Origin of the sequence: Sphingobium ummariense RL-3 (assembly GCF_000447205.1) — a bacterium.
Classification (GTDB): domain Bacteria; phylum Pseudomonadota; class Alphaproteobacteria; order Sphingomonadales; family Sphingomonadaceae; genus Sphingobium; species Sphingobium ummariense.
In genome coordinates this window covers 101,378-127,885 of the sequence record NZ_AUWY01000047.1, presented here as the reverse complement: position 1 = coordinate 127,885, position 26,508 = coordinate 101,378, and the positions used below count along the sequence as shown (strand labels likewise).

The 26,508-nt window shown below is 64.6% G+C and carries 24 protein-coding genes, 1 tRNA gene and 6 pseudogenes; 13 read left to right on the top strand and 18 right to left on the bottom strand.

What is annotated here, in order from left to right:
- Nucleotides 1-50: 50 nt before the first annotated feature.
- The 5 genes from gyrB to M529_RS30480 all read left to right on the top strand — a co-directional run bounded on the left by gyrB (nt 51) and on the right by M529_RS30480 (nt 6,324).
- The gene (gyrB, locus tag M529_RS30500; protein WP_021317059.1) at nt 51-2,558 is read left to right on the top strand and encodes a DNA topoisomerase (ATP-hydrolyzing) subunit B; all 2,508 of its coding nucleotides are present in this window, start codon (nt 51-53) and stop codon (nt 2,556-2,558) included.
- Between the two features lie 3 nt (nt 2,559-2,561).
- Nucleotides 2,562-3,119, top strand: a complete 558-nt coding sequence (locus M529_RS30495; RefSeq protein WP_021317058.1) for a DNA-3-methyladenine glycosylase I — start codon at nt 2,562-2,564, stop codon at nt 3,117-3,119.
- Entirely contained in the window at nt 3,116-3,643 is a 528-nt protein-coding gene (locus tag M529_RS30490; protein WP_021317057.1) for a hypothetical protein, read from the top strand. The genes M529_RS30495 and M529_RS30490 overlap by 4 nt, the downstream gene beginning before the upstream one ends.
- A gap of 30 nt (nt 3,644-3,673) precedes the next feature.
- The gene (locus M529_RS30485; RefSeq protein WP_021317056.1) at nt 3,674-4,417 is read left to right on the top strand and encodes a DJ-1/PfpI family protein; all 744 of its coding nucleotides are present in this window, start codon (nt 3,674-3,676) and stop codon (nt 4,415-4,417) included.
- Nucleotides 4,418-4,545: 128 nt separating this feature from the next.
- Nucleotides 4,546-6,324: an AMP-dependent synthetase/ligase gene (locus M529_RS30480; protein WP_021317055.1), complete on the top strand. Its 1,779-nt coding sequence runs from the start codon at nt 4,546-4,548 to the stop codon at nt 6,322-6,324.
- On the opposite strand, the gene M529_RS30475 is transcribed toward M529_RS30480, so the two are convergent.
- From M529_RS30475 to M529_RS30465, 3 genes are read right to left on the bottom strand one after another with little or no spacing between them, the layout of a single operon-like run.
- The gene (locus tag M529_RS30475; protein WP_031294579.1) at nt 6,321-6,737 is read right to left on the bottom strand and encodes a hypothetical protein; all 417 of its coding nucleotides are present in this window, start codon (nt 6,735-6,737) and stop codon (nt 6,321-6,323) included. The two genes, M529_RS30480 and M529_RS30475, sit on opposite strands and share 4 nt — an antisense overlap.
- 54 nt (nt 6,738-6,791) lie before the next feature.
- Nucleotides 6,792-7,514 (bottom strand): hydroxyacylglutathione hydrolase, encoded by a 723-nt coding sequence (gloB, locus tag M529_RS30470; RefSeq protein ID WP_021317053.1) that lies wholly within the window; start codon nt 7,512-7,514, stop codon nt 6,792-6,794.
- 5 nt (nt 7,515-7,519) lie between these two features.
- Nucleotides 7,520-7,933, bottom strand: a complete 414-nt coding sequence (locus M529_RS30465) for a VOC family protein (RefSeq protein ID WP_031294578.1) — start codon at nt 7,931-7,933, stop codon at nt 7,520-7,522.
- Between the two features lie 123 nt (nt 7,934-8,056).
- Here M529_RS30465 and M529_RS30460 point away from each other — a divergent pair, with 123 nt between their 5' ends.
- Nucleotides 8,057-8,761 (top strand): SIMPL domain-containing protein, encoded by a 705-nt coding sequence (locus tag M529_RS30460; RefSeq protein WP_021317051.1) that lies wholly within the window; start codon nt 8,057-8,059, stop codon nt 8,759-8,761.
- A 1-nt stretch (nt 8,762) separates the two neighbouring features.
- Here M529_RS30460 and M529_RS30455 read toward each other — a convergent pair whose 3' ends face one another.
- Both M529_RS30455 and M529_RS30450 read right to left on the bottom strand, forming a co-directional pair.
- Nucleotides 8,763-9,647, bottom strand: coding sequence for a tetratricopeptide repeat protein (locus M529_RS30455; RefSeq protein ID WP_021317050.1), 885 nt, complete (start codon nt 9,645-9,647; stop codon nt 8,763-8,765).
- Complete coding sequence (locus tag M529_RS30450; RefSeq protein WP_021317049.1) at nt 9,647-10,402, bottom strand: alpha/beta hydrolase; 756 nt, start codon at nt 10,400-10,402, stop codon at nt 9,647-9,649. The genes M529_RS30455 and M529_RS30450 overlap by 1 nt, the downstream gene beginning before the upstream one ends.
- Before the next feature lie 130 nt (nt 10,403-10,532).
- Here M529_RS30450 and M529_RS30445 point away from each other — a divergent pair.
- From M529_RS30445 to M529_RS30430, 4 genes are all read left to right on the top strand, one after another.
- Nucleotides 10,533-10,619: transfer RNA gene (locus M529_RS30445), tRNA-Leu, on the top strand.
- Nucleotides 10,620-10,795: 176 nt separating this feature from the next.
- Entirely contained in the window at nt 10,796-12,025 is a 1,230-nt protein-coding gene (locus M529_RS30440; RefSeq protein WP_021317048.1) for a tyrosine-type recombinase/integrase, read from the top strand.
- Between the two features lie 140 nt (nt 12,026-12,165).
- Complete coding sequence (locus M529_RS30435) at nt 12,166-12,552, top strand: helix-turn-helix transcriptional regulator (RefSeq protein WP_174391610.1); 387 nt, start codon at nt 12,166-12,168, stop codon at nt 12,550-12,552.
- The gene (locus tag M529_RS30430) at nt 12,542-13,834 is read left to right on the top strand and encodes a type II toxin-antitoxin system HipA family toxin (protein ID WP_021317046.1); all 1,293 of its coding nucleotides are present in this window, start codon (nt 12,542-12,544) and stop codon (nt 13,832-13,834) included. Before M529_RS30435 ends, M529_RS30430 begins: the two co-directional genes overlap by 11 nt.
- Before the next feature lie 4 nt (nt 13,835-13,838).
- Here M529_RS30430 and M529_RS30425 read toward each other — a convergent pair whose 3' ends face one another.
- The 12 genes and pseudogenes from M529_RS30425 to M529_RS30380 all read right to left on the bottom strand — a co-directional run bounded on the left by M529_RS30425 (nt 13,839) and on the right by M529_RS30380 (nt 23,229).
- Entirely contained in the window at nt 13,839-14,054 is a 216-nt protein-coding gene (locus M529_RS30425; protein WP_021317045.1) for a MerR family transcriptional regulator, read from the bottom strand.
- Nucleotides 14,051-14,281, bottom strand: a complete 231-nt coding sequence (locus M529_RS30420) for a DUF2274 domain-containing protein (protein WP_021317044.1) — start codon at nt 14,279-14,281, stop codon at nt 14,051-14,053. The genes M529_RS30425 and M529_RS30420 overlap by 4 nt, the downstream gene beginning before the upstream one ends.
- 3 nt (nt 14,282-14,284) lie before the next feature.
- On the bottom strand, nt 14,285-15,490 hold the full coding sequence (locus M529_RS30415; protein WP_021317043.1) for a TrbI/VirB10 family protein: 1,206 nt from the start codon (nt 15,488-15,490) through the stop codon (nt 14,285-14,287).
- A pseudogene (locus tag M529_RS49100) lies at nt 15,487-15,864 on the bottom strand (TrbG/VirB9 family P-type conjugative transfer protein); the annotation flags it as partial. The gene M529_RS30415 and the pseudogene M529_RS49100, both read right to left, overlap by 4 nt.
- A pseudogene (locus tag M529_RS49095) lies at nt 15,858-16,853 on the bottom strand (type IV secretory system conjugative DNA transfer family protein); the annotation flags it as partial. The pseudogenes M529_RS49095 and M529_RS49100, both read right to left, overlap by 7 nt.
- A 165-nt stretch (nt 16,854-17,018) precedes the next feature.
- Nucleotides 17,019-17,185 (bottom strand): annotated as a pseudogene (locus M529_RS50720) (winged helix-turn-helix transcriptional regulator); the annotation flags it as partial.
- A gap of 247 nt (nt 17,186-17,432) precedes the next feature.
- Nucleotides 17,433-18,361, bottom strand: a pseudogene (gene yghU / locus M529_RS30405) (glutathione-dependent disulfide-bond oxidoreductase).
- A 343-nt stretch (nt 18,362-18,704) separates the two neighbouring features.
- A pseudogene (gene tnpA, locus M529_RS30400) lies at nt 18,705-19,123 on the bottom strand (IS200/IS605 family transposase).
- A 172-nt stretch (nt 19,124-19,295) separates the two neighbouring features.
- Nucleotides 19,296-20,600, bottom strand: a complete 1,305-nt coding sequence (gene pncB, locus M529_RS30395; RefSeq protein WP_021317037.1) for a nicotinate phosphoribosyltransferase — start codon at nt 20,598-20,600, stop codon at nt 19,296-19,298.
- A gap of 10 nt (nt 20,601-20,610) precedes the next feature.
- The gene (locus M529_RS30390; RefSeq protein WP_021317036.1) at nt 20,611-21,504 is read right to left on the bottom strand and encodes an NAD(+)/NADH kinase; all 894 of its coding nucleotides are present in this window, start codon (nt 21,502-21,504) and stop codon (nt 20,611-20,613) included.
- A gap of 7 nt (nt 21,505-21,511) precedes the next feature.
- Nucleotides 21,512-22,498: an SPFH domain-containing protein gene (locus M529_RS30385; RefSeq protein ID WP_236617653.1), complete on the bottom strand. Its 987-nt coding sequence runs from the start codon at nt 22,496-22,498 to the stop codon at nt 21,512-21,514.
- Nucleotides 22,495-23,229, bottom strand: coding sequence for an NUDIX hydrolase (locus tag M529_RS30380; RefSeq protein WP_021317034.1), 735 nt, complete (start codon nt 23,227-23,229; stop codon nt 22,495-22,497). Before M529_RS30380 ends, M529_RS30385 begins: the two co-directional genes overlap by 4 nt.
- A gap of 75 nt (nt 23,230-23,304) precedes the next feature.
- On the opposite strand from M529_RS30380, the gene M529_RS30375 reads away from it, so the two are divergent.
- Both M529_RS30375 and M529_RS30370 read left to right on the top strand, forming a co-directional pair.
- A complete protein-coding gene (locus tag M529_RS30375) occupies nt 23,305-23,898 on the top strand; it encodes a cysteine hydrolase family protein (protein ID WP_021317033.1) in 594 nt (197 codons plus the stop codon).
- Nucleotides 23,895-24,869 (top strand): radical SAM protein, encoded by a 975-nt coding sequence (locus M529_RS30370; RefSeq protein ID WP_021317032.1) that lies wholly within the window; start codon nt 23,895-23,897, stop codon nt 24,867-24,869. The genes M529_RS30375 and M529_RS30370 overlap by 4 nt, the downstream gene beginning before the upstream one ends.
- A 209-nt stretch (nt 24,870-25,078) precedes the next feature.
- On the opposite strand, the pseudogene M529_RS50795 reads toward M529_RS30370, so the two are convergent.
- Nucleotides 25,079-25,624, bottom strand: a pseudogene (locus tag M529_RS50795) (AraC family transcriptional regulator); the annotation flags it as partial.
- A 51-nt stretch (nt 25,625-25,675) separates the two neighbouring features.
- Here M529_RS50795 and M529_RS48230 point away from each other — a divergent pair.
- Nucleotides 25,676-26,433 (top strand): IS5 family transposase gene (locus M529_RS48230; RefSeq protein WP_128830903.1). Its coding sequence is split into 2 segments (ribosomal slippage): nt 25,676-26,009 and nt 26,009-26,433, totalling 759 coding nucleotides; the frame shifts between segments, so codons are not numbered across the junction.
- The last annotated feature ends 75 nt before the right edge of the window (nt 26,434-26,508 follow it).

Below are 26,508 nucleotides of genomic sequence, written 5' to 3'. Positions count from 1 at the left end.
GAGCGCATGTTTCGCTTTAGTTTCACCCCTCGATTCCCTATATGCTGGGTATGAGCGAAGAACCCCAGAACAGCCCCAACAGCAACGACTACGGCGCCGACAGCATCAAGGTCCTCAAGGGCCTGGACGCGGTGCGCAAGCGGCCCGGCATGTATATCGGCGATACCGACGACGGCAGCGGCCTGCACCATATGGTGTTCGAGGTCAGCGACAATGCAATCGACGAGGCGCTGGCCGGTCATTGCGACCGAATCCTCATCACCCTCAACCCCGACGGGTCCGTGAGCGTTGAGGATAATGGTCGCGGCATCCCTACCGGCATCCACAAGGAAGAGGGCGTATCGGCGGCCGAGGTCATCATGACCCAGCTGCATGCGGGCGGGAAGTTCGAGAACACCAGCGACGACAATGCCTACAAGGTGTCGGGCGGTCTGCACGGCGTCGGCGTGTCGGTGGTGAACGCGCTCAGCGAATATCTGGACCTCACCATCTGGCGGGACGGCAAGGAGCATTATATGCGCTTCGCCTATGGCGACGCGGTCGCCCCGCTCGCGGTGGTCGGCGATGCGCCTGAGGGGAAGAAGGGCACGCGCGTCACCTTCCTGCCCTCGACCGAGAAGGTGCCCGGCGATGGCGGCACCTTCAAGAACCACACCGAGTTCGATTTCGACAAGCTGGAGCATCGCTATCGCGAGCTGGCCTTCCTCAATTCCGGCGTTCGCCTGTTCCTGGTCGATGCCCGGCACGAGGAAAAGAAAGAGGTCGAACTGTTCTACGAGGGCGGCATCGCAGCCTTCGTGAAGTGGCTGGACCGCAACAAGACGTCGCTTATGCCCGATCCGATCGCGATCTCGGGCAGCCGCGACGAGGTGACCATCGACGTCGCGCTGGAGTGGAACGACAGCTATTACGAAAACGTCCTCTGCTTCACCAACAACATCCCGCAGCGCGACGGCGGCACGCACCTTGCCGCCTTCCGCGCGGCGCTGACCCGCACGCTCAACAATTATGCGGAGAAGTCGGGGCTTCTGAAGAAGGAGAAGGTGTCGCTTACCGGCGAGGACATGCGCGAAGGCCTGACCGCGATCGTGTCGGTGAAGCTGCCCGATCCCAAATTCTCGTCCCAGACCAAGGACAAGCTGGTCTCCTCCGAGGTGCGCCAGCCTCTCGAAAGCCTGATGGCCGACAAGATGGCCGAATGGCTGGAGGAGAACCCCAATCACGGCCGGATGATCGTGCAGAAGGTGATCGACGCCGCCGCCGCGCGCGAGGCCGCGAAGAAAGCGCGCGAGCTGACCCGGCGCAAGGGCGTGATGGACATCGCTTCGCTGCCCGGCAAGCTGGCCGACTGCCAGGAACGCGATCCCGCCAAGTCCGAACTGTTCCTGGTCGAGGGTGACTCGGCCGGCGGATCGGCCAAGCAGGGGCGCAACCGCCACAACCAGGCGATCCTGCCGCTGAAGGGCAAGATCCTGAACGTGGAGCGCGCCCGTTTCGACCGGATGCTGTCGTCCAAGGAAGTCGGCACGCTGATCCAGGCGATGGGCACAGGCATCCGCGACGACTTCACCCTCGACAAGCTGCGCTATCACAAGATCGTCATCATGACCGACGCGGACGTCGACGGCGCGCATATTCGCACCTTGCTGCTGACCTTCTTCTACCGGCAGATGCCGCAGATCATCGAAGCGGGGCACCTCTACATCGCCCAGCCGCCGCTCTACAAGGCGACGCGAGGCCGCTCCGAAGTGTACCTCAAGAACGAGGCGGCGCTGGAGCAGTACCTGGTCGACAACGGCGTCGACGCGATGGCGCTGGACACGGCCGGCGGCACGCGCACCGGCGGCGACCTGCGCGGCCTGATCGAACATGCGCGGCGGATGCGGGCGGTGATGCGCTACGTGCCCCGCCGCTACGATCCCGCGATCATCGAGGCTTTGAGCCTCAACGGCGCGCTCGACCCCGAACTGTCGAACGAGGCGCAGGCGGAGCGGCTGGCCGCGACCGTGGCATGGATGGACGCGCAGGACCAGGAAGGCCGCTGGAGCGGCCGGATCGCCGAAGAAGGCGGTTTCCATTTCGAGCGGCTGTGGCGCGGCGTGACCGATCATCACATGATCGAAGGCGGCTTCATCGGATCGGCGGAGGCGCGCAAGCTGCACGCCATCGCGGTGGAGGAAGCGGACAGCTATCTCGCTCCGGCCCGGCTCGTCACCGCGAAGGCGGCGCAGGCCGCCGAGGATGCGGGCGAGGACGACCTGCCCGCCGTACCGGCGAAGGGCGCCATCGTCACCCGGCCGAGCGAGTTGCTGGAAGCGATCCTCGCGGCCGGGCGCAAGGGCCTGGCGATCCAGCGTTACAAGGGCCTGGGCGAAATGAACGCGGAACAGCTGTGGGAAACCACGCTTGATCCGGACAATCGGTCGATGTTGCGCGTCGAGGTCGAGCAGGCGGACGTTGCCGACGAGATCTTCACCCGGCTGATGGGCGATGTCGTCGAGCCTCGGCGCGAGTTCATCCAGGACAATGCGCTGAACGTCGCCAATCTGGACGTCTGACCCGTGACGGATCGTCCGCGCTGCGCCTGGGCACAGGGCGATCCGCTGATGCGCGCCTATCATGACGCCGAATGGGGCGTGCCCCAGCATGATCCGCGCATGCTGTGGGAAATGCTGATGCTGGAGGGATTCCAGGCAGGCCTCGCCTGGATCATCGTGTTGCGCAAGCGGGAGGCGTTCCGCGCTGCCTTCGCCGGCTTCGACCCTGACAAAGTGGCGGCGTTCGGTACCGATGATGTGGAGCGGTTGATGGCCGACCCCGGCATTATCCGCGCCCGCGCCAAGATCGAGGCGACGATCGCGGGAGCCCGCATCTTCTGCGCGATGCGCGACGCGGGCGAGGACTTCGCGGCCTATGCCTGGTCTTTCGTCGATGGCCGGCCGCGGGTGGGCGACGGCGTGACCGTGCCGGCGCTGACGCCGCTGTCCGCGCTGATCTCGAAGGATCTCAAGAAGCGCGGCTTCAAGTTCGTCGGGCCGACCATCGTCTATGCCTGGATGCAGGCGGTGGGAATGGTGGACGACCATGCGACGGGCTGCTTCCGGCGGGCCGGCGCGTGACGCGGACGGCACTGCCTGCCCTGCTGGCGCTGCTGATGGTGGCCTGCGGCAACCCGGAGAGCGAGGCGGACACAAGAAACGCGGTCGTTCCGGGCGCAAGCCTGGCCGTTCCTGTCCACGAAGGTCCTGTGAACGAAGGGAAAAATGCCGCTGGGGCGGCGAGTCCGGTCGCTGAGCCGGCGCCGGAGATTCCATCCCGCCGTGAACCCACGAAGCCGGCTCCCGCCGACACCGCTTATCGCGCGATCGGGACCGAGCCTTTCTGGGCGGTCACGGTGACCGGGTCGGTCGCGACGCTGGACCGGCCGGACAAGCCGCCGATGCGCTTCGCGATCGTCCGGAGCGACGATGGCAGGGCAGTCCGCTGGCTGGGCGACGCTTTCGCGATGCGCGCCGTCGAGGGACCGTGCAGCGACGGGATGAGCGACGCCATCTGGTCGGACCATGTGCAGCTCGCCTTTGCCGACGGAACGCTGAAGGGCTGCGGGGGCGTCGACATGGCCATGGGGGATGGCGGCCGCTGACTCGTCCCGCTTTCAGGAGGGAGACGATCCATGACCGACCGAACCGAATCTGAAACATCGCGGCGCGCCCTGCTGCTGGGCGCCGGCGCCGCCAGCCTGGCCCTTGCCGCGCCCGCGACCGCGCAGGTGCCGACCAGCCCGCCCGTTCCGCCCGAGCCCGGCGCGAAGCGGCGCCTGGGCATGGTCCTGTTCGAAGGCTTCGAGCTGCTCGACGTCTTCGGGCCGCTGGAGATGTTCGGCATGATCAAGGATCGTGTCGAGATCGTAACGATTGCCGAGAAGGCGGGCCCGGTAAAGAGCGGTGCCGGTCCCGCGGCGATGGCCGACCATGGCTTCGCCGATGCGCCGCGGCTCGACATCGTGATGATCCCCGGCGGCATCGGCACGCGGCGAGAGGTCGATAATCCGGCCTTCATGCAGGCGATCAGGATTCTAGCCGAAGCGACACCGCAGGTCGCGACGATCTGCACCGGGGCCGGCGTGCTGGCGAAGACCGGCCTGCTCGACGGCCACAAGGCAACCACCAACAAGATGGCGTGGAAATGGGCGACGGCGCAGGGGGCAAAGGTCCTGTGGGTTCCCAAGGCCCGGTGGGTGGATGACGGGAAGTTCATCTCCTCCTCCGGCGTCTCCGCTGGCACCGACATGGCACTGGCGCTCATCTCCCGGCTTTACGGCAAGGCGATGGCGCAATGGGTCGCCGATCGGGCGGAATATCGCTGGCATGACGATCCAGCCGACGATCCCTTCGCCGCGAAGAACGGCCTCAGTTGAGGCCGGCTCGCCCCTCCCGCGGACAGCAACAGCGAAACATCCAATGGGGATAGCCGTTACGGCGAGGCGAGGATATAGCACCCCTCGACGAACGCGCGCGTCAGACGCGCACAAGAGGAGTTGAGCCTGTGAGGGCGATCGAGACCTTCCCCAATCTGGTGACGATGTTCTTCGCCCGCGCCTGGGAGATGGGCGATGCCCCCTTCCTGTGGCGCAAGACCGGCGGCGCCTGGCAGCCGATGAGCTGGGCCGAGGCGGCACGGCAGGTGACGGCGCTGGCGTCGGCGCTGAAGGACGAGGGGCTGATGCCGGGCGACCCGGTGATGCTAGTCAGCGAGAACCGGCCGGAATTCTGCATCGCGGACCTCGCTATCATGGCGGCGGGCTGCGTCACCGTGCCGACCTACACCACCAACACCACCCGCGACCATCAGCATGTCCTGACCGACAGCGGCGCCCGCGCCGTCATCGTATCGACCGCGAAGCTGGCGGCGACGCTGATGCCGGCCGTGATCCGGTCGCAGGCGAGCTTCGTCATCGGCATGGAGCCGCTGCGCGGGGCGCAGGGGCAGGTGAGCTGCCGCCTCTGGAGCGACCTGATCGCCGGCCATGCCGCGGATGTCGACGCCTGCGCCGCGGCGCAGAATGCGACGCGCGATGACCTGGCCTGCATCATCTACACCAGCGGCACCGGCGGCGCGCCGCGGGGCGTGATGCAGCATCATGGCGCGATCCTCAGCAATATCGAGGGTGCCGGCCGCATCGTCGCCGAGGATTTCGGCTGGGACGAGGAAGTGTTCCTGTCCTTCCTGCCGCTGTCCCATGCCTATGAGCATAGCGGCGGCCAGTTCCTGCCGATCATGCTGGCGGGACAGATTTATTATTCGGAGGGGCTGGAGAAGCTGGCCAGCAATATCGAGGAAGCGCGCCCGACCATCATGGTCGTCGTCCCACGCCTGTTCGAAGTGCTGCGCACCCGCATCATCAAGTCGATCGAGAAGCAGGGGAAGTTCCCCGCCTATCTGCTGGGCCAGGCGCTGCGCATCGCCGCAAAGGAGCAGCGCGGCGAGAAGTCCCTGCTCGACCTGCCGATGAAGGCATTGCTGGCGCGGACGCTGAAGCCCAAGATCGCGCAGCGCTTCGGCGGCCGGATGAAGGCTCTCGTGTCGGGCGGCGCACCGCTCAATCCCGATGTCGGCCTGTTCTTCCAGGCGATGGGGCTCACCCTGTTGCAGGGCTATGGCCAGACCGAGGCAGGGCCGGTCATCAGCTGCAACCGCCCGCGCGCGGGCCTCGCCATGGACACCGTCGGCCCGCCGCTCGACAATGCCGAGGTGAGGATAGCGGATGATGGCGAGATACTGGTGCGCGGCGAGCTGGTGATGCACGGCTATTGGCGCAATCCCGCCGAAACGGCAAAGGCCTTGCAGGATGGCTGGCTGCACACCGGCGACATCGGCGAGATCGACGCGCGCGGCCGCATCCGAATCACCGATCGCAAGAAGGACCTGATCGTCAACGACAAGGGCGACAATGTGTCGCCACAGAAGGTAGAAGGCATGCTGACGCTGCAGCCGGAGATCGGCCAGGCGATGGTCCATGGCGACCGCAGGCCCTATCTGGTCGGCCTGATCGTGCCCGATGTCGAATGGACCCGCGAATGGGCGGAGGCGAACGGCAAGGCGCCGACGGCCGTCGCGGACGATCCTGCTTATCAGGCGGCGCTGCGGACCGCGGTCGACCGCGTCAACGACGACCTGTCCGTGATCGAGCGGGTCCGGCGCATCGTCCTCGCCGACGAGCCGTTCACCATCGAGAATGAGGAAATGACGCCGTCGATGAAGATCCGGCGCCATGTCATACGCGCGCGCTATCAGGATCGGCTCGACGCCCTGTACAAGGCCTAGCCGCCGCTTGGGCTTTTCGCCGGCGTCCGGTAGGGGATGAAATCGCCCAGCGCGCAGGATCCCGATATCGTCCCGGTGAACAGGTTCGCGCTGGTTGTGATGTCGCCCCGGCAATATTGCGACCCGAAGGTACGGACGATCATCGTGTCGCCGCGCGTCAGGCCGGAACAGCTGCCGATCAGTTCGTTCTTGTAGATCAGGCGGCGATTGACCTGGTAAAGCAGGACATTGCCGCTAATGACGCGGAAGTTGCTCTGCGGCTCGCGGTTGATGCAGGTCACCTTCTCGCCCGCCACCTTACCCTGAAGCGCTTTCTCCAGCTCGGCCGCCTGCTTCTCGGTGAGCTTGGGCGGCTCGTAGGTCCCGGTGCAGGCGACGAGGAGCAGGGGAAGCAGGCAGATCAGGCGGCGCATGGCGACTCTCCGTTCATCCACAATCTTGAGGACGGCAGCATAGCGCAAAAGCCGTCAGCCGGCATCCTTCGCCGTACGCCGCGCCGCCAGTTCGGCCACGTCGCGGGCGCGCAGGAAGACATTGGTGTCCCGTTCCAGCGCGATGGTCGTGGGCACCGTCGCTTCGCCCCGCGCCCGCGCCGCGTCCACCTGCGCCATGCGCGCGGCGATGGCCGCGTTGTCCGGTTCGATCCGCAGCGCGAAACGGCCATTGGACTGGGTATATTCATGCGCGCAATAGACCACCGTGTCGTCCGGAAGCGCAGCGAAACGCTGCATGTTGGCAAACATCTGCGCCGCGGTCCCCTCGAACAGCCGGCCGCAGCCCATGGCGAAGAGCGTGTCGCCGACGAACAGGATGCGGTCGTCCGCCAGATGATAGGCGATGTGCCCTGCCGTATGGGCCGGCACCGCCATCACCTGCGCGACATGGTCGCCGATGCGGACGCTGTCCCCTTCCCCCACCAGCCGGTCGAGCGTGCCGATCTTCTCCGCCTCCGCCGCCGGACCGGTGACGATGCTACCGGTCGCTGCCTTGATCGCCGCATTGCCCCCGACATGGTCGGGATGCCAATGGGTGTTCCAGATCTGGCCGATCGTCCAGCCGCGATCGGCCGCAGCCGCCAGCACCGGCTCGGCCACGGCAGGATCGACGACCACCGTGTCCCCACTGGCCGCATCGTGCATCAGCCAGACATAATTGTCGCTGAGGACGGCGATGCGGACGATTTCCAGCATCGCCCTTACCAGCTGCCGCTGTTGGGCATCGTCGCCCAAGGCTCGGCGGGCGGCAGGGTGCCATCCTGCAGCAGTTCGACCGAAATGCCGTCCGGCGTCCGCACGAACGCCATATGGCCGTCGCGCGGCGGGCGATTGATCGTCACCCCGGCATCCATCAGCCGCTGGCAGGTCTCGTAGATATTATCGACGCGATAGGCGAGATGGCCGAAATTCCGTCCGCCGCCATAGACCTCGCCCGGCGAACCATCTTCCGGCGGCCAGTTGTAAGTCAGCTCCACCTGCGCGTCCTCATCTCCCGGCGCCGCCAGAAATGCCAGGGTGAAGCGTCCCTGCTCATTGTCGAACCGGCGCACCTCCCTGAGGCCAAGCAGCTCGAAGAAGCCGATTGTCTGGTCTAGATCGGTAACGCGGATCATCGTGTGGAGATATTTCAAGGCGCGGCTCCATTCGTCGCTATAAAGCAACGGTTCATCTTAGAGATTTTATGTCTGTCGCAAAGATAGGGCCGCATGGGCTGCGACGGAAGAGGGAGTGAGACGATGACCCTGGATATGCGGGACAAGGTGCTGCTCGGCTGCGCGGCGCTGTTGGCGGTAGGTTTGGTAAGCGGCGGCTATCTGCTGGGCGACGGGCTCAAGCGCGCCAGGGCGGCCGACCGGTCGGTGACGGTGCGCGGTCTTGCGGAAAAGGACGTGACGGCGGATCTGGCCACCTGGTCGATCAGCTATTCGGCCACCGGCTTCGACCTGCCCGCCGTGCGAGCGGAAATCGACGCCAACACCCGAGAGCTGCGCGCCTATTTCACCAGTCTCGGCTTCAAGGCCGATGCGCTGACGCCCGTGGGCGCGGGCGTGAACCAGTATCTCAACAACGGCGTCAACACGATCACCATCACCCAGCGCATGCTGCTGCGCACGACCGACATCGCCCGCGCCCAGCGCGCCGTGGCACAGCAGTTCGACCTGGTCCGGCGCGGCGTCACGCTGCAGGAAGGATCGGGCATGCGCTACAGCTTCACCAAGCTGAACGACATCAAGCCGCCGATGGTGGCGGCCGCCACGAAAGACGCCCGCGCCGCCGCCGAGCAGTTCGCGCGCGACAGCGGCGCCAGCGTTGGCGGGATCAAGAGCGCCACGCAGGGCTATTTTTCGATCGAGGCGCGGGACGGCGAGGGCGACGGGTCCGCCGACACGCCCTACAAGAAGGTGCGGGTGGTCACGACCGTGGACTTTTATCTGAAATAGCTCAGCCCGCCGGCTTGGCGGCCGTCAGGCGCGACAGATTGTCCGCCGCGGCCTTACCGGCGGGCGAAGCAGGCGCGATCCTCACCGCCCGTTCCCAGGCCGAGCGCGCCACGTCCTCATGGGCACTGAGGACCGCGATATTGCCTTCCTCCAGCGCGACGGAGGCATCGTCGGGCGACAGCTGCACGGCGCGGGCGATATGCCCCTGCGCCAGCGTCATCTGGCCGGTGCGCCGGGCGAGCGTCGCCGACAGCAGCCAGCCGAGCGGGTCGCGCGGCGCCTGTTCGAGCGCGACGTCCAGCGCCGTGCGCGCACCGTCATTGTCGCCGAGCGCCACCAGCGCCCGCGCCCTGTCGAGATACACCTCGCCCTTTTCCAGCCCGTCGGGAATGCCCCGCGCCAGCGCCGCATCGAAATCGGCCCGCGCCTTCGCCGCATCGCCCGAGGCCAGCGCGGCATTGCCCGCCTGCGCCCAGAGGCGCGCGCTCTGCACCATCTCGCCGCCGCGTTCCGCCTCGTCCGCCGCCTGCTCGAAGGCGACGATCGCGGGCGACCAGCGCTCGGCGCGGGAGAAGGCATAGCCCATGCAATTGCGGGCGTAGAAGCTGCCACCCTCCAGCCGCCATTTCTGCGCGAAGGCCACGGCCTCGTCGGGCGACTGGTTGGCCTTGTCGATGCACGCCTGGAAGGGGGCGGCGAATTTCGCAGGGATGGGCACCGGGCCGTCCTGCGCCGCCGCCGTCGCCTTCGCCGCCTGGTTCGCCTGTGCAGCGGCGGCGTCGGCCGCGGCTGCGCGCTCCTCCTGCTTGCGCTGGCGGCTGCGGTTCATCACGGCCTCGACCTCCGGGTCGTAGGCCTGAAGCAGCAGGGGAAGAAAAGCGAGCATCAGAGGCTGTCCAGCAGGCTGGCGACGGTACGGATCAGCAGGGCGATGTCGCCGTCGCGGGAAAGGCGATGGTCGCCGTCCTTAATCAGCAGCGTCTGCACGTCCGATGAACGCAGCCGCTCGGCGATCCGCAGCGCCGTCTGCCAGGGAACGTCGGGATCCGCCTGCCCCTGGAGCAGCCGGACCGGGCAGTCGATCGCGATCGGCTCGTCCAGCAGCCGCAGCGCCTGCCCCGATTCCCAGAAGGCGCGCGTGGTGACATAGGGCGCATCGCCATAGGGGGGCGGCTCGACGATCCGCCCTTCGGCCATCAGCAGCGCCTTGTCGGCATCGGTGAAGCCCCAGTCGGTGAAGTCCGGCGCGGCGGCGATGCCGACCAGCCCCGCGACCCGCTCCCGCCGGGCAAGCGCGATCAGCAGCGCCAGCCATCCGCCCATGGAGGAGCCGACCAGCACCAGTGGCCCCGCCGTCAGCGAATCGATCAGCAGCAACGCATCGTCGCGCCAGGTCGCGAGCGTGCCATCCTCGAACCGCCCCTCGCTAGCGCCGTTGCCGGCATAATCCAGCCGCAGCATGGCCCTGCCCTGCACGCGCGCCCACCCGTCCAGAGCGACCGCCTTGCTCCCTTCCATGTCGGACATGTAGCCCGGCAGGAATACGATGGTAGGGCTGGCGCCGGGCGTGAAGCGATAGGCCAGGCGAAGGCCGTCCGGCCGGGCAAGGAACGCGGGCGTGACGGTTTCGGGATCGATCATAAACGGGCCTGCCTCTGTCTCGTCTGGGACCGCGGCCTTACCCCTGTCCCGCGCCGCAAGCCAAAAAATAATCCATGGCGCGCGATTGACAGGCCCAAAGGCACCGGCTAATCGCGCGCTCCTACCCCGTGCCCAGATGGCGGAATTGGTAGACGCACCAGCTTCAGGTGCTGGCGATCGCAAGGTCGTGGAGGTTCGAGTCCTCTTCTGGGCACCAATACTGGCTCTGGATACGTCCAGCAGCGTCCAGTAAGCGGCTGGTTTCACAGCATTTTCAGGCCGAGAATCGCCAGACACCGTCCGGCGAAATCCGGCTAAGGGCATGTGCAGCGACCACAAATGCTGCCCTTTTTATTGCCCTCGGATCGACCCGGCCTTGCTGGGAATACGACCATGCTGACCTACATCCAGATCAATGCCGCCAAGCCGAGAGCGAAGGCTTGGAACCTGTCCGATTCACAAAACCTCTACCTCGTCATCCAACCCAACGGCTCGAAGCTCTGGCGCTTCAACTACCGCTTTCTCGATAAGCAGAAGAAACTCCACCTCGGGGGATGGCCAACGATCAGCCTCGCGGAAGCGCGTGCCCGGCGCGACGAGGCCAAGAAGAAGATTGCCGAAGGGATCGATCCGGCACTGGAGAAGAAGCGCGCGCGGATCGCTGCCAAGTACGCCGCTGCCAACACGTTCCAGGCGGTGGCCGAGGAATGGCTCATCAAATGCGAGCGGGACGGTCTCGCCCCGGTGACGGTCGACAAGATTCGCTGGTTGCTCGCCAAGGCCTATCCATTACTCGGCACCATCCCGATCGCGCAGATCACACCGCATGAGGCGCTCGCCGTCCTGCGCAAGGTTGAGGCAACCGGCGCCTACGAGAGTGCGCGGCGCATGCGCAGCGTGCTGAGCCGGGTGTTCCGATACGGCGTGGCGACCGTTAGGTGCGACAAGGATGTCGCCGCTGATCTTCGTGGCGCTATCGCCGTACCCAAGGTCAAGCATTTTGCGGCCATCACCCGACCGTCAGAGGTGGGCGCGCTGCTGCGGGCGATCGACGGCTATACCGGGCACAAGGTGACAGTGATGGCGATGCGCCTCTCCCCTCATGTGCTGCTTCGTCCGGGCGAGCTGCGGCAGGCGGAATGGACCGATATCGATTTCGACGAGGCGATCTGGTTCATCCCTGTTGAGCGTATGAAGATGCGACGGCCGCACCGGGTGCCGCTGTCACGGCAGGTGATCGCGATGCTCAAGGAGCTTCACGAGCACACGCACTGGTGGAAATACCTGTTCCCGTGCCTCGGCAAGCCGCGCAAGGCGATGTCGGAGAATGCCGTCAACCAGGGCCTGCGCAAGCTCGGCTACACGACGGACCAGATGACCGCGCACGGCTTCCGGGCGATGGCCGCGACGTTGCTAAACGAGATGGGAGAATGGAACCCCGATGCGATCGAGCGTCAGCTCGCCCATGTCGACACCAACCAGGTCCGGCGAGCCTATGCTCGCGGCGAATATTGGGATGAGCGTGTCCGGATGATGCAGCACTGGTCGGACTATCTCGATCTTCTGCGAGACGGGGGTAAGGTGCTGCATGGCCACTTCGGCAAGAGCACGGCTCGTCGATAAAAGCTCGATGACGCGAGACGACGTTACCGTCTCGCGTCATTGCCCTATTGATCATTTTGTTGGCCACGAAAGCAGTTCGTGCCTATCATACTGGACGATGGGTTGAAATTTCCAGCCTCAAGCGTTAAATGCTCACTATAATGAGCAGGAAGCAAATCCGTGCTCACTGTAATGATCGATTGAGGGTAAAGGTGGCAGAACATCTGAGAACATATTCGCGCACCACGGGCGAGGCTCTGGCGCTGCTAGGTCGGTCGATCCGTCTCGCACGCAAGCAGCGGAAGATGTCGGAAGTGGACCTTGCTGCACGCATCGGGATAGCGCGCGGCACACTTCAAGCGATCGAAAAGGGCCAGCCCAAAGTCGAGATAGGCTTGGCATTCGAAGCCGCCGCCTTGCTGGGCGTACCGCTGTTCGTGGACGAGCCGTCACGCCTCGCGCCCGAGATATCGCGGATCGACGACAAGTTGGCCTTGCTGCCGCAATCTGTCCGCCGTCCGCGATCGGAACCGCGCGATGACTTCTGAGGCGGAAGCTGGCGTGCCCGCTGCCAAGGAGGCGTTTGTCTGGATCTGGCTTCCGGGTGCGCTAGACCCCGTTATCGCTGGTCGAATCGAGCGGGACGGCAACACTCATATCTTCACCTACGGCCGATCCTATCTCAACCGCGATGACGCTATCCCGATCTACTCGCCTGAGCTCGACCTCAAGCGCGGACCGATCGCGCCGGACCTGCCACTCGACATGGCGGGGTGCCTCCGCGACGGCGCGCCCGACGCTTGGGGACGGCGCGTCATCATCAACCGCCTGACGGGCCTGCAGGGCGACGCAGCGAATGACGTCGATTTCGACGAGCTTACATTCATGCTCAACTCGGGGTCGGACCGCATCGGTGCACTCGACTTCCAGCGGTCGGCCGAGACCTACGAGCCACGCGAGCAGGAGAATGCGACTCTCGAGGAGTTGCAGGACGCCGCGGGCCATGTCGAGCGCGGCGAACCGATTCCGGCGGGCCTGGAGAAAGCCCTGTTCCACGGCAGCTCGATCGGTGGTGCGCGTCCAAAGGCGCTCATCGAGAATGGAGGCACGAAGTTCATCGCCAAGTTCTCGGCAACGAACGACACCTACGCGGTAGTCAAATCGGAATTCGTGGCAATGCGCCTCGCCGAGCGGATCGGCCTGGATGTCGCGCCGGTCACTCTCACGGAGGCAAATGGCAAGGATGTCCTCCTTGTGCAGCGCTTCGACAGAGCGAAGGTCGGAGGAGGATGGACGCGCAAGGCGATGGTGTCCGCGCTGACGATGCAAGGGCTGACCGAACTCCAAGCGCACTATGGAAGCTATGTCGAGCTCGCGCAGATCGTGCGTGCGCGTTTCGTCGAGCCGCGAGAAACGCTGCGCGAATTGTTCGCGCGCATGACGTTCAACATCCTGGTCGGAAATACGGACGATCACGCCCGCAACCATGCTGCGCTATGGGATGGGAAGGCGCTGGCACTGACCCCCGCCTACGACATTTGTCCCCAGGCGCGGAACGGCCGGGAAGTGAACCAGGCCATGGCTGTGATTGGACAGGACCGGCGGAGCCTTCTCGAAAATTGCCGCTTGTCCGCTCCGTCCTTCCTGCTCAGTGACGCGAACGCGCGGACAATCATCAACGAGCAGGCCGGTGCGATCATCGCGAACTGGGGCGAGGTCTGCGACGAAGCCGGGCTTGCCCAAATCGATCGCGCCTTCCTGTGGCGGCGTCAGATCCTCAACGACTATGCATTTGAGGGCTATGTGGATGGCACACCCGCCGGCCTCTGACGCTTCAGACCTGGCTTTCCGGGCTCGCCGCGTCATTCCCGGTCAGCGACTTCAGGCTTCGATACTGCACCAAGGTTGCCCGCCCGACCTTCGTTGTTTCAAGATCGCCGGACTGGATCAGCTCGTATATCCGGGATCGGCTGAGTCCGGTGATGCGGACGGCCGTCGAAATACGCACCGTGAGCGGTTCGATTTTCTGCTCCCAGGCCCGCTCGATCATGGCCGCCCCTTGCGCGCTTCGTCGCGCGCCTTCGCGAAATTGCGGTCGCTGTCGAGGAACGCCGCCAGCATGGCGGGGATCAGTTCGGTGACCGGTTCCTCGCGGCCATAAGCTTGAGCGTAGAGCGCAGCGTAATCGTTGAGGGCGCTCTGCAGGTCTGGCGTGATGGTGATAGCGAGCTTGACCGGGGTGCGATCGGGCAGCCTTCCGAGTTTCAGGTCCACCATCGATCAATTCCCAACCATGTTGCGCCAAGGCGTCAGAACAAGATCGCGGGTCACCAGCACTCTGACGGGTGCGCCCGGCAGGATCGTGATGGTCGGCTGGATGTCGAGATTCCGCTGCGTGATCTGGTCGCCGGCGCGCGCCGTGTTCGATTGCGCTGATTCACGAATGGCCTGAACGAGATCGCTTTCCCCCGAGATCGACAATTCCGAGCCGACGCCCAGCAACGTGGCGATCGCCACGCCCTTGAGCAGCGTCCACGTGTGAAAATCCACCTTGTCGGCGAGCCCCGCGTAGCCTGCCGGATCTGTAGCGGGCATATTGTCGAGACTGATCGAGCCGCCATCTGGCAGGATGAGACGCTGCCAGACAACGAGCGCACGCCGCTGACCGAACGCGACGACGGAATCGTATTTGCCGATCAGGCGGGCACCCTGCGGCACCAGCAAGATATTGCCCGTCACCGTGTCGAAGACATTCTGCGTTACCTGCGCGGTGACCATGCCGGGCAGATCGGAGTTCAGCCCGGTGATGAGGCTCGCCGCGATGACGCTGCCGGCAAGCAGGCTGTTGGGCGAGACCGGCGCGACCACCCCCCCGGAATTGAGATCGCCATCCTTGTCGCGCGCGGAAGCAAATTGCTCCTTGCGCGTGCCGGTTGCCGTGGTTGCCGGGGGCGTCCCCGAGCCGCCCGCCGTTGAATCGCCGCCCGGCGAAACGGGAGCAGCACGACCCGATTGTATCTGCGCCATCAATCCCGATTCTCGCGCGGCCTTCAGATCGGCGAGGCGTTGCTGGCGCTCGGCTTCGGCAGCATCCACCCGCGCGTCCGGGGTCATGCCCTCCGCCTGCTGCTGAGCCCGCAGGATCGGCCGACCGAGATCGCCGGGAAGCGGCGGCCCGAGCTTGGGCGCGTCGCCGTAGCTGGACGGCAGGCCGGAGAGTGCATCGGACGCCGGCTTCGACATCGGCTGAGACAATTCGCTATCCTGTGCGATCTGCCGGAACACCTGCGGCTTGAGCGCCAGCCAGGCTATCCCCATCAGGCTGGCGGATCCAAGCGCCGCGATGCCGATTATCGCACCCTTGCGGAAGCGGATCGCACGCGCCGGCCGTGAGCGAATGGCGAGGGTCTCGGGATCGAGCTTTGCCGGACCCGCCTGCGCCGACGAACCCGACGCGCCTGGTGCGATTGTGGCGGTCTCGGTCATGCGCCCCTCCGCTTGGACTTGGATGTGCCTTGGGGCGCGATCCGGTCGATGCGCACGATCTGCTGCCTTTTGAGGCCAAGCCGAAGCTCGGCGGCATCGAAGATCCGGTCGATGACGTAGAAGCGGCCGCTCAACCGATAATTGACCAGCTCTGCCTTGCCCTCGCGATCGACGAGGAACAGTGGCGGCGCCTCGTTGCTCGCCAGCGACGCGGGGAATTCGACATAGGTCCGCTGGCCGTCGTCGAACGCGCGTAGCGGACGCCATCCCGGTTTATCGCCGCTGATCGCGTAGTTGAAGTGAAGCGTCTCGACGGACAGTCCCGTGGCGACCGGCGCGGCAGCCCGATCGGCTTCCGCCTTGCGTCGGAGCGCGCCGTCGAAAGCACGCCCGAGCGTTCGTTCTCGCTCTTGTTGAGGAGTTCGCGCGCGGCTGAGGCGACCACCGGGTGGACCAGCGGGGCATCTTCGGTGCCGAGATGGTTGGTCGCCATCATCCGTCGCAGCGTCGCGGCGAAGCTGCGCTGAGGATCGGACAGAAGGCAAGCGACGTTGGCGAGCGTCTTCTCCTCCTCGGCGTAGAGCACATGGAGGATGGCGCCGACCAGCAGAGAATGGCTGGTTTTTTCCCAGTGATTTCGACGCTCGAGCGCGCCTTCCGGGTCCACGAGAATATCGGCGATATTCTGCACGTCGCGGACTTCGTTCACGCCACGCCGCACTTCGAGCAGCGGATTGTAACGCGCCGAGCGGGCGTCGGTCGGGTTGAACAACAGACAGTGCGAGAAGCGCGCCCGCCAGCCGGCGGTCAGCTGCCAGTTCTCGCCCTTGATGTCATGAACGACGGTCGAGCCGGTCCAGCTGAGCAGCGTCGGCACGACGAGACCGACGCCCTTGCCCGAGCGGGTCGGCGCAAACGCCATGACATGTTCTGGGCCGTCATGGCGCAGGTCATCGGCGCCGATCCGCCCGAGCGCAACGCCCTTGCTATCGAGCAGACTAGCGGCTTTGATATCACGATGGTTCGCCCAGCGCGCCGAGCCGTAGGTGGTGAGGTTGTTCGACTGCCGGGCGCGCCACAGCGATCCGAAGATGGCGGCGCCGCACCCGATGAACCCGCCGGCCGCTGCGATCGCACCCGCTTCATCAAATATGATCGGCGCATAGGCGTCGAATGAGAACCACCACGGGAAGATTGACCATGGATGGTAGACAGGTTGGCCGAACGCCATAAACCAGGGTGGGCCGAGCTCAGGCTGATAGGCCAGTTGCGCCGCCGCCCATTGCGTAGCAACCCAGATGCTCGCGACGATAATCGCGAGCACCACGAGGATCTGTCCGATGAGCAGCTTGGTCGGGGTCATGCGGGCCTCCGCCCGCACCGACCGAATGTCGTTTTGGGCTTGGGCTATGTTCCTGAATTACGCGGTAGACCGGCAGACACCCGCGAGTGCCATAGGCTACCTCGCAAGGGACGTTTCAGCCGACTGCGCCGGTTGAAATGCGGATTGCGCCGCTGTTCCAGAGAGGAGCTTGCTTGGCCGCTCGGGCCCCTTGAACTGCGCTCGACTGTGTCCGACCGCAGATACTTGCGGAGGGTGTTACGGGATAAACCGGCGCGCTTGGCTATCTCCCGGTTCGACAGATGATCACGGGAATGCCAGCGTCGGATGACGCTCAATAATGCCGTGTCCAATTCTCCATGGTCCCCCGCTCGCCAAAGCCAGGGACGTGTTCAAACATGGGTCACTTCTCAGTGAAAATTGCTGGCCTCCCCGGATCACTTCTCAGCGGCAATCAACAAGCCAAGCAAAGACAGCCGCAATCATCACCGAAGGGCCGGCGGAATCGGGCGCGCAGCTGCCATAGCGCTTGCGCGAAGCGGCCTCTCAGCGGTGATCGACTATGCCTGATAAATGCTGTCGGCGCCGTAGGACGCACGGTCATCCCGAGCGTGCCGGCGGGGCGCTGGCCTGCTTATCAATAATCCCGTTTAAGGACTGTCCTTGCCCGGCCCGATCGAAGTCCGCGGCGTCGTGGCGTTCACGCAGAAACGTTCCCGGCTCGCCGGTGCTGCGATTGACAATACATCCGCGCTTGACCGCCAGTCGTTCCGCAATGCACTTCGTCCAGCGCTCAAGATGCCGGTACTCGCTCAGGTTCAGGAATTCCCGCGCGTCATAGGCGCCGTTGATCAATCCGCCGTACCAGGGCCAGACCACCATATCCGCGATCGTATAATCATCGCCGATCAGATATTTGCGATCGGCAAGATGCGTGTCGAGCACGTGCAGCTGGCGCTTGGTCTCCATCGCATAGCGATCGATCGCATATTCGATCTTGAATGGGGCGTAAGCGAAGAAATGGCCGAACCCGCCGCCCACAAACGGCGCCGAGCCCATCTGCCACATAAGCCAGTTTATCGTTTCAGCCCGCGCCGGCTGCTCGGCAGGCAGAAATGCGCCGAACTTCTCCGCCAGATAGAACAGGATGGACCCGCTCTCGAACAAGCGGATGGGCGAGTCAACGCTATAGTCGACCAACGCCGGAATCTTGGAGTTGGGATTGCCGCGACGAAGCCACTGCCGAACTGGTCGCCCTTGCCGATATCGATCAGCCAGGCATCGTAATCGGCGTCCGCATGGCCGACGGCGAGCAACTCCTCGAGCAGGACCGTGACCTTCTGCCCATTGGGCGTGCCGAGCGAATAAAGCTGCAAGGGATGCCGACCGACGGGCAATTCCTTCTCGCTCGTCGCACCGGAAATCGGACGATTGGTGCTGGCGAACTGGCCGCCATTACTCTTGTTCCAGCTCCAGACCTTCAGCGGCACATACCCCGCCGGCTGATTCTCCGCACTGCCATCCGCCATTTCAAACCTTTCTTGCTATAATCTGCGACGATCCTGACGGGTGATCCCACCCCCCTGGCGCCTGCTTTATCCTGGATTGAAACCCACACGCCCCATCCCTGTAGGTCAGGCCGGCTTTATGGGGGATCCACCGAACATCCTATTTCCCGGAAGGAAGTGGGTTTTCGGCGGTCGCGCAAAGCGTCAGCTGCTCGTAATAAGTCATCTTGATGCTGGCGCGGTCTAGCGCGGGGCTGATCTCGATCTCCTTGGCCCGGGCGCCGAGCGCTCGTTTGAACGCGTTGAGATCGTTCGTCTCGATCTCGTATATGGCTGAATGACTGACCGGCTGACGCCGGTAGGATCATGGCGAGGGGCTGAAGCCGTTCTTGTGGCCATGTTTGTCGAGGTAACGCAGGATGATGTCATCGGTGATGTTGCCGGACGTGGTGGAGAAGTAACCGCGCTGCCAGAAGCGTGGCCCCAATAGCGCTTGCGGATGTGCTCGAACTCCTGCTGGATTTTGCGCGACGATCGCCCCTTGGCACGGCGAACGAAGTCGCTGACCGAGACATGCGGAGGGATTTCCACGAACATGTGGACATGATCGCGCGACAGTACGCCATGAACGATCGTCACGCCCATTTCGGCACAAACCTGTCGAATGATCTCCCGGACCCGCAAGCGCACCTCGCCATGCAGCACTTTGAACCGATATTTCGGCGCCCAGACCAGATGGTAGCGATGATGAAATGTCGTGTGACAACCGCTGCTGTAGCCCATAGCCTGTACCCTCGGAGAAAAATGAACCCTCGCCCTTTGGGCTGTTCATTTTTCTCCGAGGGTACAGGCTACTGGCCGAGTCTGTGGCTGAAGCCAGCATCCGACTGAAGTCGGAGGGGTTCCTCCCTCAAGGGGACTCTAAAATAACTTAGGCGCGTCGGTCAGCGGCTGATTAAACTGCGATGGTTTGCTGCATTCGACCATCTTGCCCGAAAATCCTCAGGTAGCGCTCGATTTCGATAGGATCACCGGTCGCCTTGGAAGGATTGTCGGAGAGCTTCACGGCATGACGCCCGTTGGCGCTGATCACCTTGGCAACGAGCGAAATAGGTTCCAGCCCGTGTCCGCCATCGGGATCGCAGCCGCGGAAATCGTTTGTGAGATTGGTGCCCCAGCCGAAGCTCATCCGCACCCGGCCATGAAAGTGGCGATACGTCGCTTCGATGCCGTCGATATCCATACCGTCGGAAAAGATCAGCAGCTTGGTGCGAGGATCGCGGCCATGCGCCTGCCACCAGGCAATGATCTGCTCGCCGCCTTCGATCGGGGGCATGGAGTCGGGACGGAAACCGGTCCAGTCGGCGAGCCAATCCGGGGCGTGGCGCAGGAAGGCGGTGGTGCCAAAGGCATCCGGGAGCGCGATCAGCAGGTTGCCGTCATAATGTGCCCGCCATTCCTCCAGCACCCGATAGGGCGCGGCCGCAATCCCTGCGTCGTTATCGGCGAGAGCGGCCAGCACCATCGGTAGCTCGTGCGCATTCGTGCCGATCGCCTCGAGATCGTTGTCCATCGCGAGCAGCACGTTCGAACTACCGATGAAGCGGTGTCCCAGCCCCTCCTTGAGCGCCTCGACGCACCAGCGTTGCCAGAGGAAGCCGTGGCGGCGGCGAGTGCCGAAGTCCGAAATGACGAGGTCGGGGAGCTGGCGCAGCCGTTCGACCTTTTCCCAGAGCTTAGCCTTGGCGCGAGCATAGAGCACGTCGAGCTCGAAGCGGCCTTTGCCTTTGAGCGCTGCCCGCGAACGCAGCTCGTTGACGATGGCGAGCGCCGGAATCTCCCACATCGTCGTGTGCGTCCACGGCCCGTCAAAGTGCAGCTCGAACTGGCCATCGATCTTGCGCAGCTCGTAGTCCGGCAGCTGGAAATCGGCGAGCCATTCGATGAAGTCCGACGCGAACATGCGCTGCTTGCCGTAGAAGCTGTTGCCAGCGAGCCAGATCAGCTCCTTCTTGGAGAAGCGGACCGTGCGCGCATGGTCAAGTTGCTCGCGCAGCTCCGTCTCGTCGATCACCTCCGCCAATCGCACCGACTTGTTGCGATTGATCAGCGAGAAGGTTGCCTGCACGTCCGGATGCAGATGCCGGATCATCTGCAGCATCAGCAGCTTGTAGAAGTCGGTGTCGAGCAGGCTTCGGACGACCGGATCGAGCCGCCAACCATGGTTATAGACGCGAGTCGCGATATCAGTGACGGGCATTGGTCGATCCTCAGCCGGTGACGAGTTGAAGGGCATGGGCAGCGGGAGCCACGGATACGCGGCGGCCCCAGTCGAACACCAGAAAGTCTTGTTCCATGCCGTCCGCAAAGATCACGCCGCCATCGTTCATCCGCGAGGTGATCTCGATCGGTTCGCCGGCAAGTTTGCCTGCACGCAGGCTGGTGCCAGTGGCGATGCTCGGAAAGGGCTCGCGGACGAAATAGGCGACGGCGCGCTCCTCGGGCGCCAGCGGCAGGTGCGTCCCCATCGATTCCATAATCGAACGAGCCCAGCCGGTGGCGCCGGTTCCCGATGCGACGATCAGACCGCTCGAGCTATGATCCTCGTGGCCTCCGCCGACCTCGATGCTGTAGCGCGCGGACTGGTGGCTGCGATGGCCCACGAACACTTCATTGAGCGCGAGCAGGCGCTCTCCGGTGTCGAGCCGGGCTTCGACCATCGTGCGGCGCTCGATCGGCGCCTGTTCTGCGGCGGCGGCGCGAAGCAGATCGGCGAGCCGCCGTACGGGCACGCGGACCAGGATGCCGTCATAGAGGTCGGGCGACGGATTCACGCCCAGCACGGGTTGGCTAGCGAGATATTTAGCGACGTTGGCGACAAGCCCGTCCTGGCCGACCGGCACGATCACGTCCTCCGGACCGAACAGGAACCGGTCCAGATCGGGACGGCGCACATGCGCCTGCCGCCAGTCGTCCGGCACCGCGAGTCGCGCCTGTTTCAAGGCGTCGTGCAGCTGGCGGTCGCGATCCTCCAGCGTCTCGATCCGCTGGCCGCGCGTCTCGAGGAAGAACCGCGCCTGCTCGCGCGTGGCATGGCGCGCAAGCAGCAGTTCATAGTCGCTCTCCCGAGTGACGAAGACCGCGCGGGGACTGTTGGTCGGCATCGCGCCTTCACCGGGCCGGAAGCGCAGACGCTTCGCGGCGGAACTCGCCGACGAGGCTGGCCAGCAGATCGGGCGTCACGTTCAGATGTTCGATCGTCTCCAACTTGCCCGCCAGATCGCGCGCCGCGAGGCCGAGCAGAACCGCAGGCGGCAGATCGCGGTAAATCGCGATGTGCGCCTGCTCGGCGTCCGCCTTGGCGCCCTCGATCGTGCGGATGCGCTCCGCCTCGGCGGCCGCCTCGACCTGCTGCGCTTCGGCGAGGCCAGCCGCACGCGTGCGGGCGTTTGTGGCTTCCTCCGCGATCAGCTGCTGCTCGCGGCGAGCGAGTTCGGTCCGATTGGCGAGCTCGTTCTCGGCGATGGCACGCTCTTTCTCCACGGCGAGCGCCCGACGTTCGAACGTCGCCTGATCCGCCTTTTGCTGGAGCGCCTCGAAGGTGGGCGTCTGGAGCGCGCGTTCCAGTTCGGCGCTGGGCGCGAGGTTGGTGAGCCGGATCGCGACGACTTCGAGACCAATCTCGCCCAGCGCCGGATCGTGCGCCAGCGCCGTCTGCAGCGCGCCGCGCAAGGGGTCCGGCCCCCCATCGAGCAGCGCCTGCACTGGTGCCTGTGCGAGATATTGCAGCACCGCCTGATTGACCAGGCCGGCAAGACGGGTCTCAATGCGCTGAATGGGCTCAGCGGTCCAGCTACCGCTGCGCAGGCCTATCGTGAAATCCACGCGCGCCGCGAGCAGCTCGGGATCGGCAACGCGCCACGTCAGCGTGCCCTGCACCGCCACGGTCTGGAAATCCTGGCTGCGGCCTTTGACGAACAGCGCCATCTCGCGGTCGTCCATCGGTAGCTCGGCAATGCTGGCGGTCTCCGGGCGAAACCAGAAGACGAGGCCACGCCCGCTCTGCCGCGCGCGGCCGTTGCGATAGCGAATGACATGGCTGCTCGCGTCGGCGCGAAGCTGGGCAGCGAAGCCGAAAGTGCGGACATGTGCCATCATTGTTCCCCTTCTGCTTTACGGTAGCGATAGAGTTCGGCCGGACGGAACGACGCGCCGGTCTCGCGCTCGCCCGTCGCTTCCAGCCAGCCGCGATCCAGCATGCGGCGGCGAAAGGCGGGCTTGTTGAGCTTGGTGTCAAGGATGGCTTCGTAGATGTCCTGCAAGGCGCGCAACGTGAAACGCTGGGGCAGGAGCGCGAAGGCGATCCCGGAGTAATCGAGCTTGCCGCGCAGGCGACGCACCGCGAGGCTGAGCATCGCGCCGTGGTCAAAAGCGAGTTGCAGCGGATCGCCGTCGCCGATGCGCGCCTCGATAGGGCCGCCTGTCTCGCCGGGCCATAGTACGGTGAGTTCCGCGAGCGCCAGCTCGGGGGCGGATTTCAGCGCAGCCGCGAAGCGGTCTGCCGGAAGGAGCGCGAAATAGGCGACGCTGATGATCCGCGTCCGCGGGTCACGATCGACCGCCCCGAACGTATAAAGCTGCTCGACATAGGCATCCGACATCCGCGCCTTCGCGGCGAGGATGCGGAGTGCTGCTTCATCAAGGCTTTCGCCGATCCCGACAAAGCCGCCGGGCAACGCCCATTCCCCGGCAAACGGGTGTTGGTCGCGTCGCGTCAGCAACACGGAAGGCGCGCCATCGACCACGCTCATCAGGATCAAATCCACTGCGACCGACGGGCGTTCGTATGCGGTGGGATCATAGCTTTCGAGAAAGGCAGCTTCGTCCATCGACTCGACCTTACATGCGTTATGCGCTTTACTTATGTGCGACATACGCATATGTCAAATGCAAGGAGATGACATATGAAGGGTTTCGCGATTGTGGTGGACATGCAGCGGGATTTCGTGGCCGCAGACGGGGCGCTGCCGGTGGCTGGAGCAGAGGCGATCGTACCACCAATGAAAGCCTGGCTCGCGGGTCTGCGTACCGAAGATGTGGCTGGTGTGCTCTTCACGGCGGACACGCACGTGTCTGAGATCTATGCGGGTTCGGCCGAGGCCGAACAGTTTCCACCACACTGCGAGAAGGGCACGCCCGGATGGGAGAATGTGCTCGATCCAGGCACGATCGATCCTGCAATCCCGGTCTACCTCCTCGAAAAGGGCGTCTTCGACATGTGGGCCGAGCCCGACCTCACAGTTACGGCGGTCGCGACAGGTGAGCAGGTTGCGCGGGACGCTTTCTTTGCGGAGTTGAAGGCGCGGAGCGTCACTGAAGCGACGGTGATCGGCGTCGCTGCCGACTATTGCGTACGCTGGGCAATCGAGGGTCTCGTCGCGCGTGGATTCGCGGTCGAAGTGCCGATGGGGCTTACCCGCGGCATTGCGCGACCGATCGAACAGGTCATCGCCGATGACCTTGCGGACGCACCGGTCCGCCTGGAGGCGGCGGGATGATTGTCCTGTGGCGCGTCTCGAACCACTGCAATCTGGCGTGTCCGTTCTGCGCCTACGACAAACGTCTCACCCTGCCGCGCGAAGAGGCGGATCCGGCGCAGGTCGCGCGGCTCATCGACCTGCTCGGGGCGTGGCGGAGCGAAACCGGACATCCGGTGCTGTTGAGCTGGCTCGGCGGCGAGCCATTATTTTGGGCACCGCGTGCCGAGCTGGACGAACGCGCGGCACGGTGGGGCATTGGACTCAGCCTGACCACCAACGGCACCCGCCTGGGTGCGCCGCGCGTGCGCGCGGAGCTTGTGCAGCGCTATCGCGAGGTCACGATCAGCATCGATGGCATGGCCAGCTTCCATGATGCCATGCGCGGCTGGCGCGGCGCGTTCGACAAGCTCGCGCAGAGCGTGCCAGCGCTGACAAGCGAGCGGGACGCTGCGGGCGCGGGGCTGAAGGTGCGCGCCAACATCGTGCTGATGCGGGATAACATCGACGGTTTCGCCACGTTGTGCCACACACTTGCCGACTGGGGCATCGACGAAATTAGCTTCAATCAGCTGGGCGGGCGCGATCGACCCGAATTCTATCCCGACCATCGCCTGCGCCCCGGCGATGTCGCACAACTGGCCGCTGAAATGCCGCAGCTGCGGGCCGAACTCGGCCGGATGGGAACAATGTTGGTTGGCGGGGCCGCCTATCTGGAGCGACTCGCCGACACCGTCGCCGGCCGGCCGATGCCCATCGCCGACTGCAGGGTAGCGGAAACCTTCCTGTTTATCGACGAAGCCGGCCGCATTGCGCCATGTAGCTTCGCGCCCGAGCATTTCGGCGTTTCAGTTGAGGACCTTCATAGCATCGTGGATCTTCAGGCTTTGCCGCGCCAGTTGCAGTCGCATCAGCACGCGCGGCCGGCTCGCGACTGCGCCGATTGCCCGAGTACCCAGCAGTTTGCCAAGTTCGAACCGCTGCTAGCATGAATCCGTTCGGGCGAGCTCAATTGACTGCGACCGCCGACATAGCCACCGTTCATGCGGCCGATCCCGGCGACTGAAACCTGCCGGCTGTTCAGCTTTAGCGCTGAGCTACCGCAATCAGTGCAGTAGAGGGTATGGGCAGGAAAGCGCGTTTCCCTGCCATGCGCCGCACCTCAGCGATGGGCTTGCCTGCGCTTCAATTGCGTGTCTGTCTATGCGGCCGCCTCTCGCGCAAATCTGCCCGGCGGGCAGCCCAGTCGTTTACGGAAAGCGGTGCTGAAGGCGCTGGCCGATTCATAGCCAATTTCCTCGGCGATCCGGTCCAGCGACTTGGATCCTCGCGCCAGCGCCTCCTTCGCCAGCGCCATCCGCCAGCGCGCGAGATACTCGATCGGCGCGCAGCCGATTAGCGCGCCGAACCGATCCGAAAAGGCCGAGCGTGACATGCCGCTGATGCCGGCGAGCCCGGCGACGGTCCAGCCAGCGCGCACGTCAGCATGGATAGCCCGAAGCGCCCGGGCGATCGCCGGGTCTCGCATGCCGCTGAGCAAACCTGCAACCGTACTTCCATCAGTCCCAACGCCCTGCCAACGCAAGGCCTCTATAAGGAGCGCTTCCAGCATCCGTTGCAGGAACATGTCCCTGCCGGGATAGTCGTCGGCGCATTCTTCGACAAGCAGGTCGATCAGTCGACCAAAGCGCGTGGCCTTACCCGCCGAGGTGGGGATATGAATGCGGTCAGGCAGTAGGCTCAGGACCCATTGATTGGCTGAGAGCGATGTGATTCAGGCTCCGCGAGGAGACTGAGCATGAGCGACCTGTATTGGCTGACGGACGAGCAGATGGCGCGTTTGTCGCCGTATTTTCCCAAGAGTCACGGCAAGCCTCGGGTTGATGACCGGCGGGTGCTGAGCGGGATCATCTTCGTCAATCGCAACGGGCTGCGCTGGCGAGACGCGCCCAGGGAATACGGTCCGCACAAGACGCTCTACAACCGATGGAAACGGTGGGGCGAGATGGGCGTGTTTGGCCGGATGATGGAGGGTCTGTCCGCCCAGAAAGCCGAACCGCAGACCCTCATGATCGATGCGACCTATCTCAAGGCCCACCGCACGGCTTCCAGCCTTGGGGTAAAAAAGGGGATCTCGGCCGCCTGATCGGACGGACCAAGGGCGGCATGAACACCAAGCTTCACGCCGTCACCGATGCCAACGGCCGCCCCTTGAGCTTCTTCATCACGGCCGGCCAGATCAGCGATTACACCGGCGCGGCAGCCCTGCTCGATGATCTGCCCAAGGCGCAGTGGATGCTGGCTGACCGGGGCTATGACGCCGAATGGTTCAGGGACGCGCTCGAGCAAAAGGGCATCACGCCCTGCATCCCGGGCCGGAAATCCCGTTCCTTTCCAGTGAAATACGACAAGCGCCGATACAAACGCCGCAGCCGCATCGAGATCATGTTCGGCCGCCTGAAAGACTGGCGCCGTGTGGCAACCCGCTACGACCGCTGCCCAACCGTCTTCTTCTCCGCCATCGCCCTCGCAGCTACCGTGCTCTTCTGGCTGTGATCAACGAGTCCTGAGCCTAGCCACAACCGCGGCCAGGGCCTGCCCTTGGTCCTGGCTGCCCCCTTCTTGTGAACG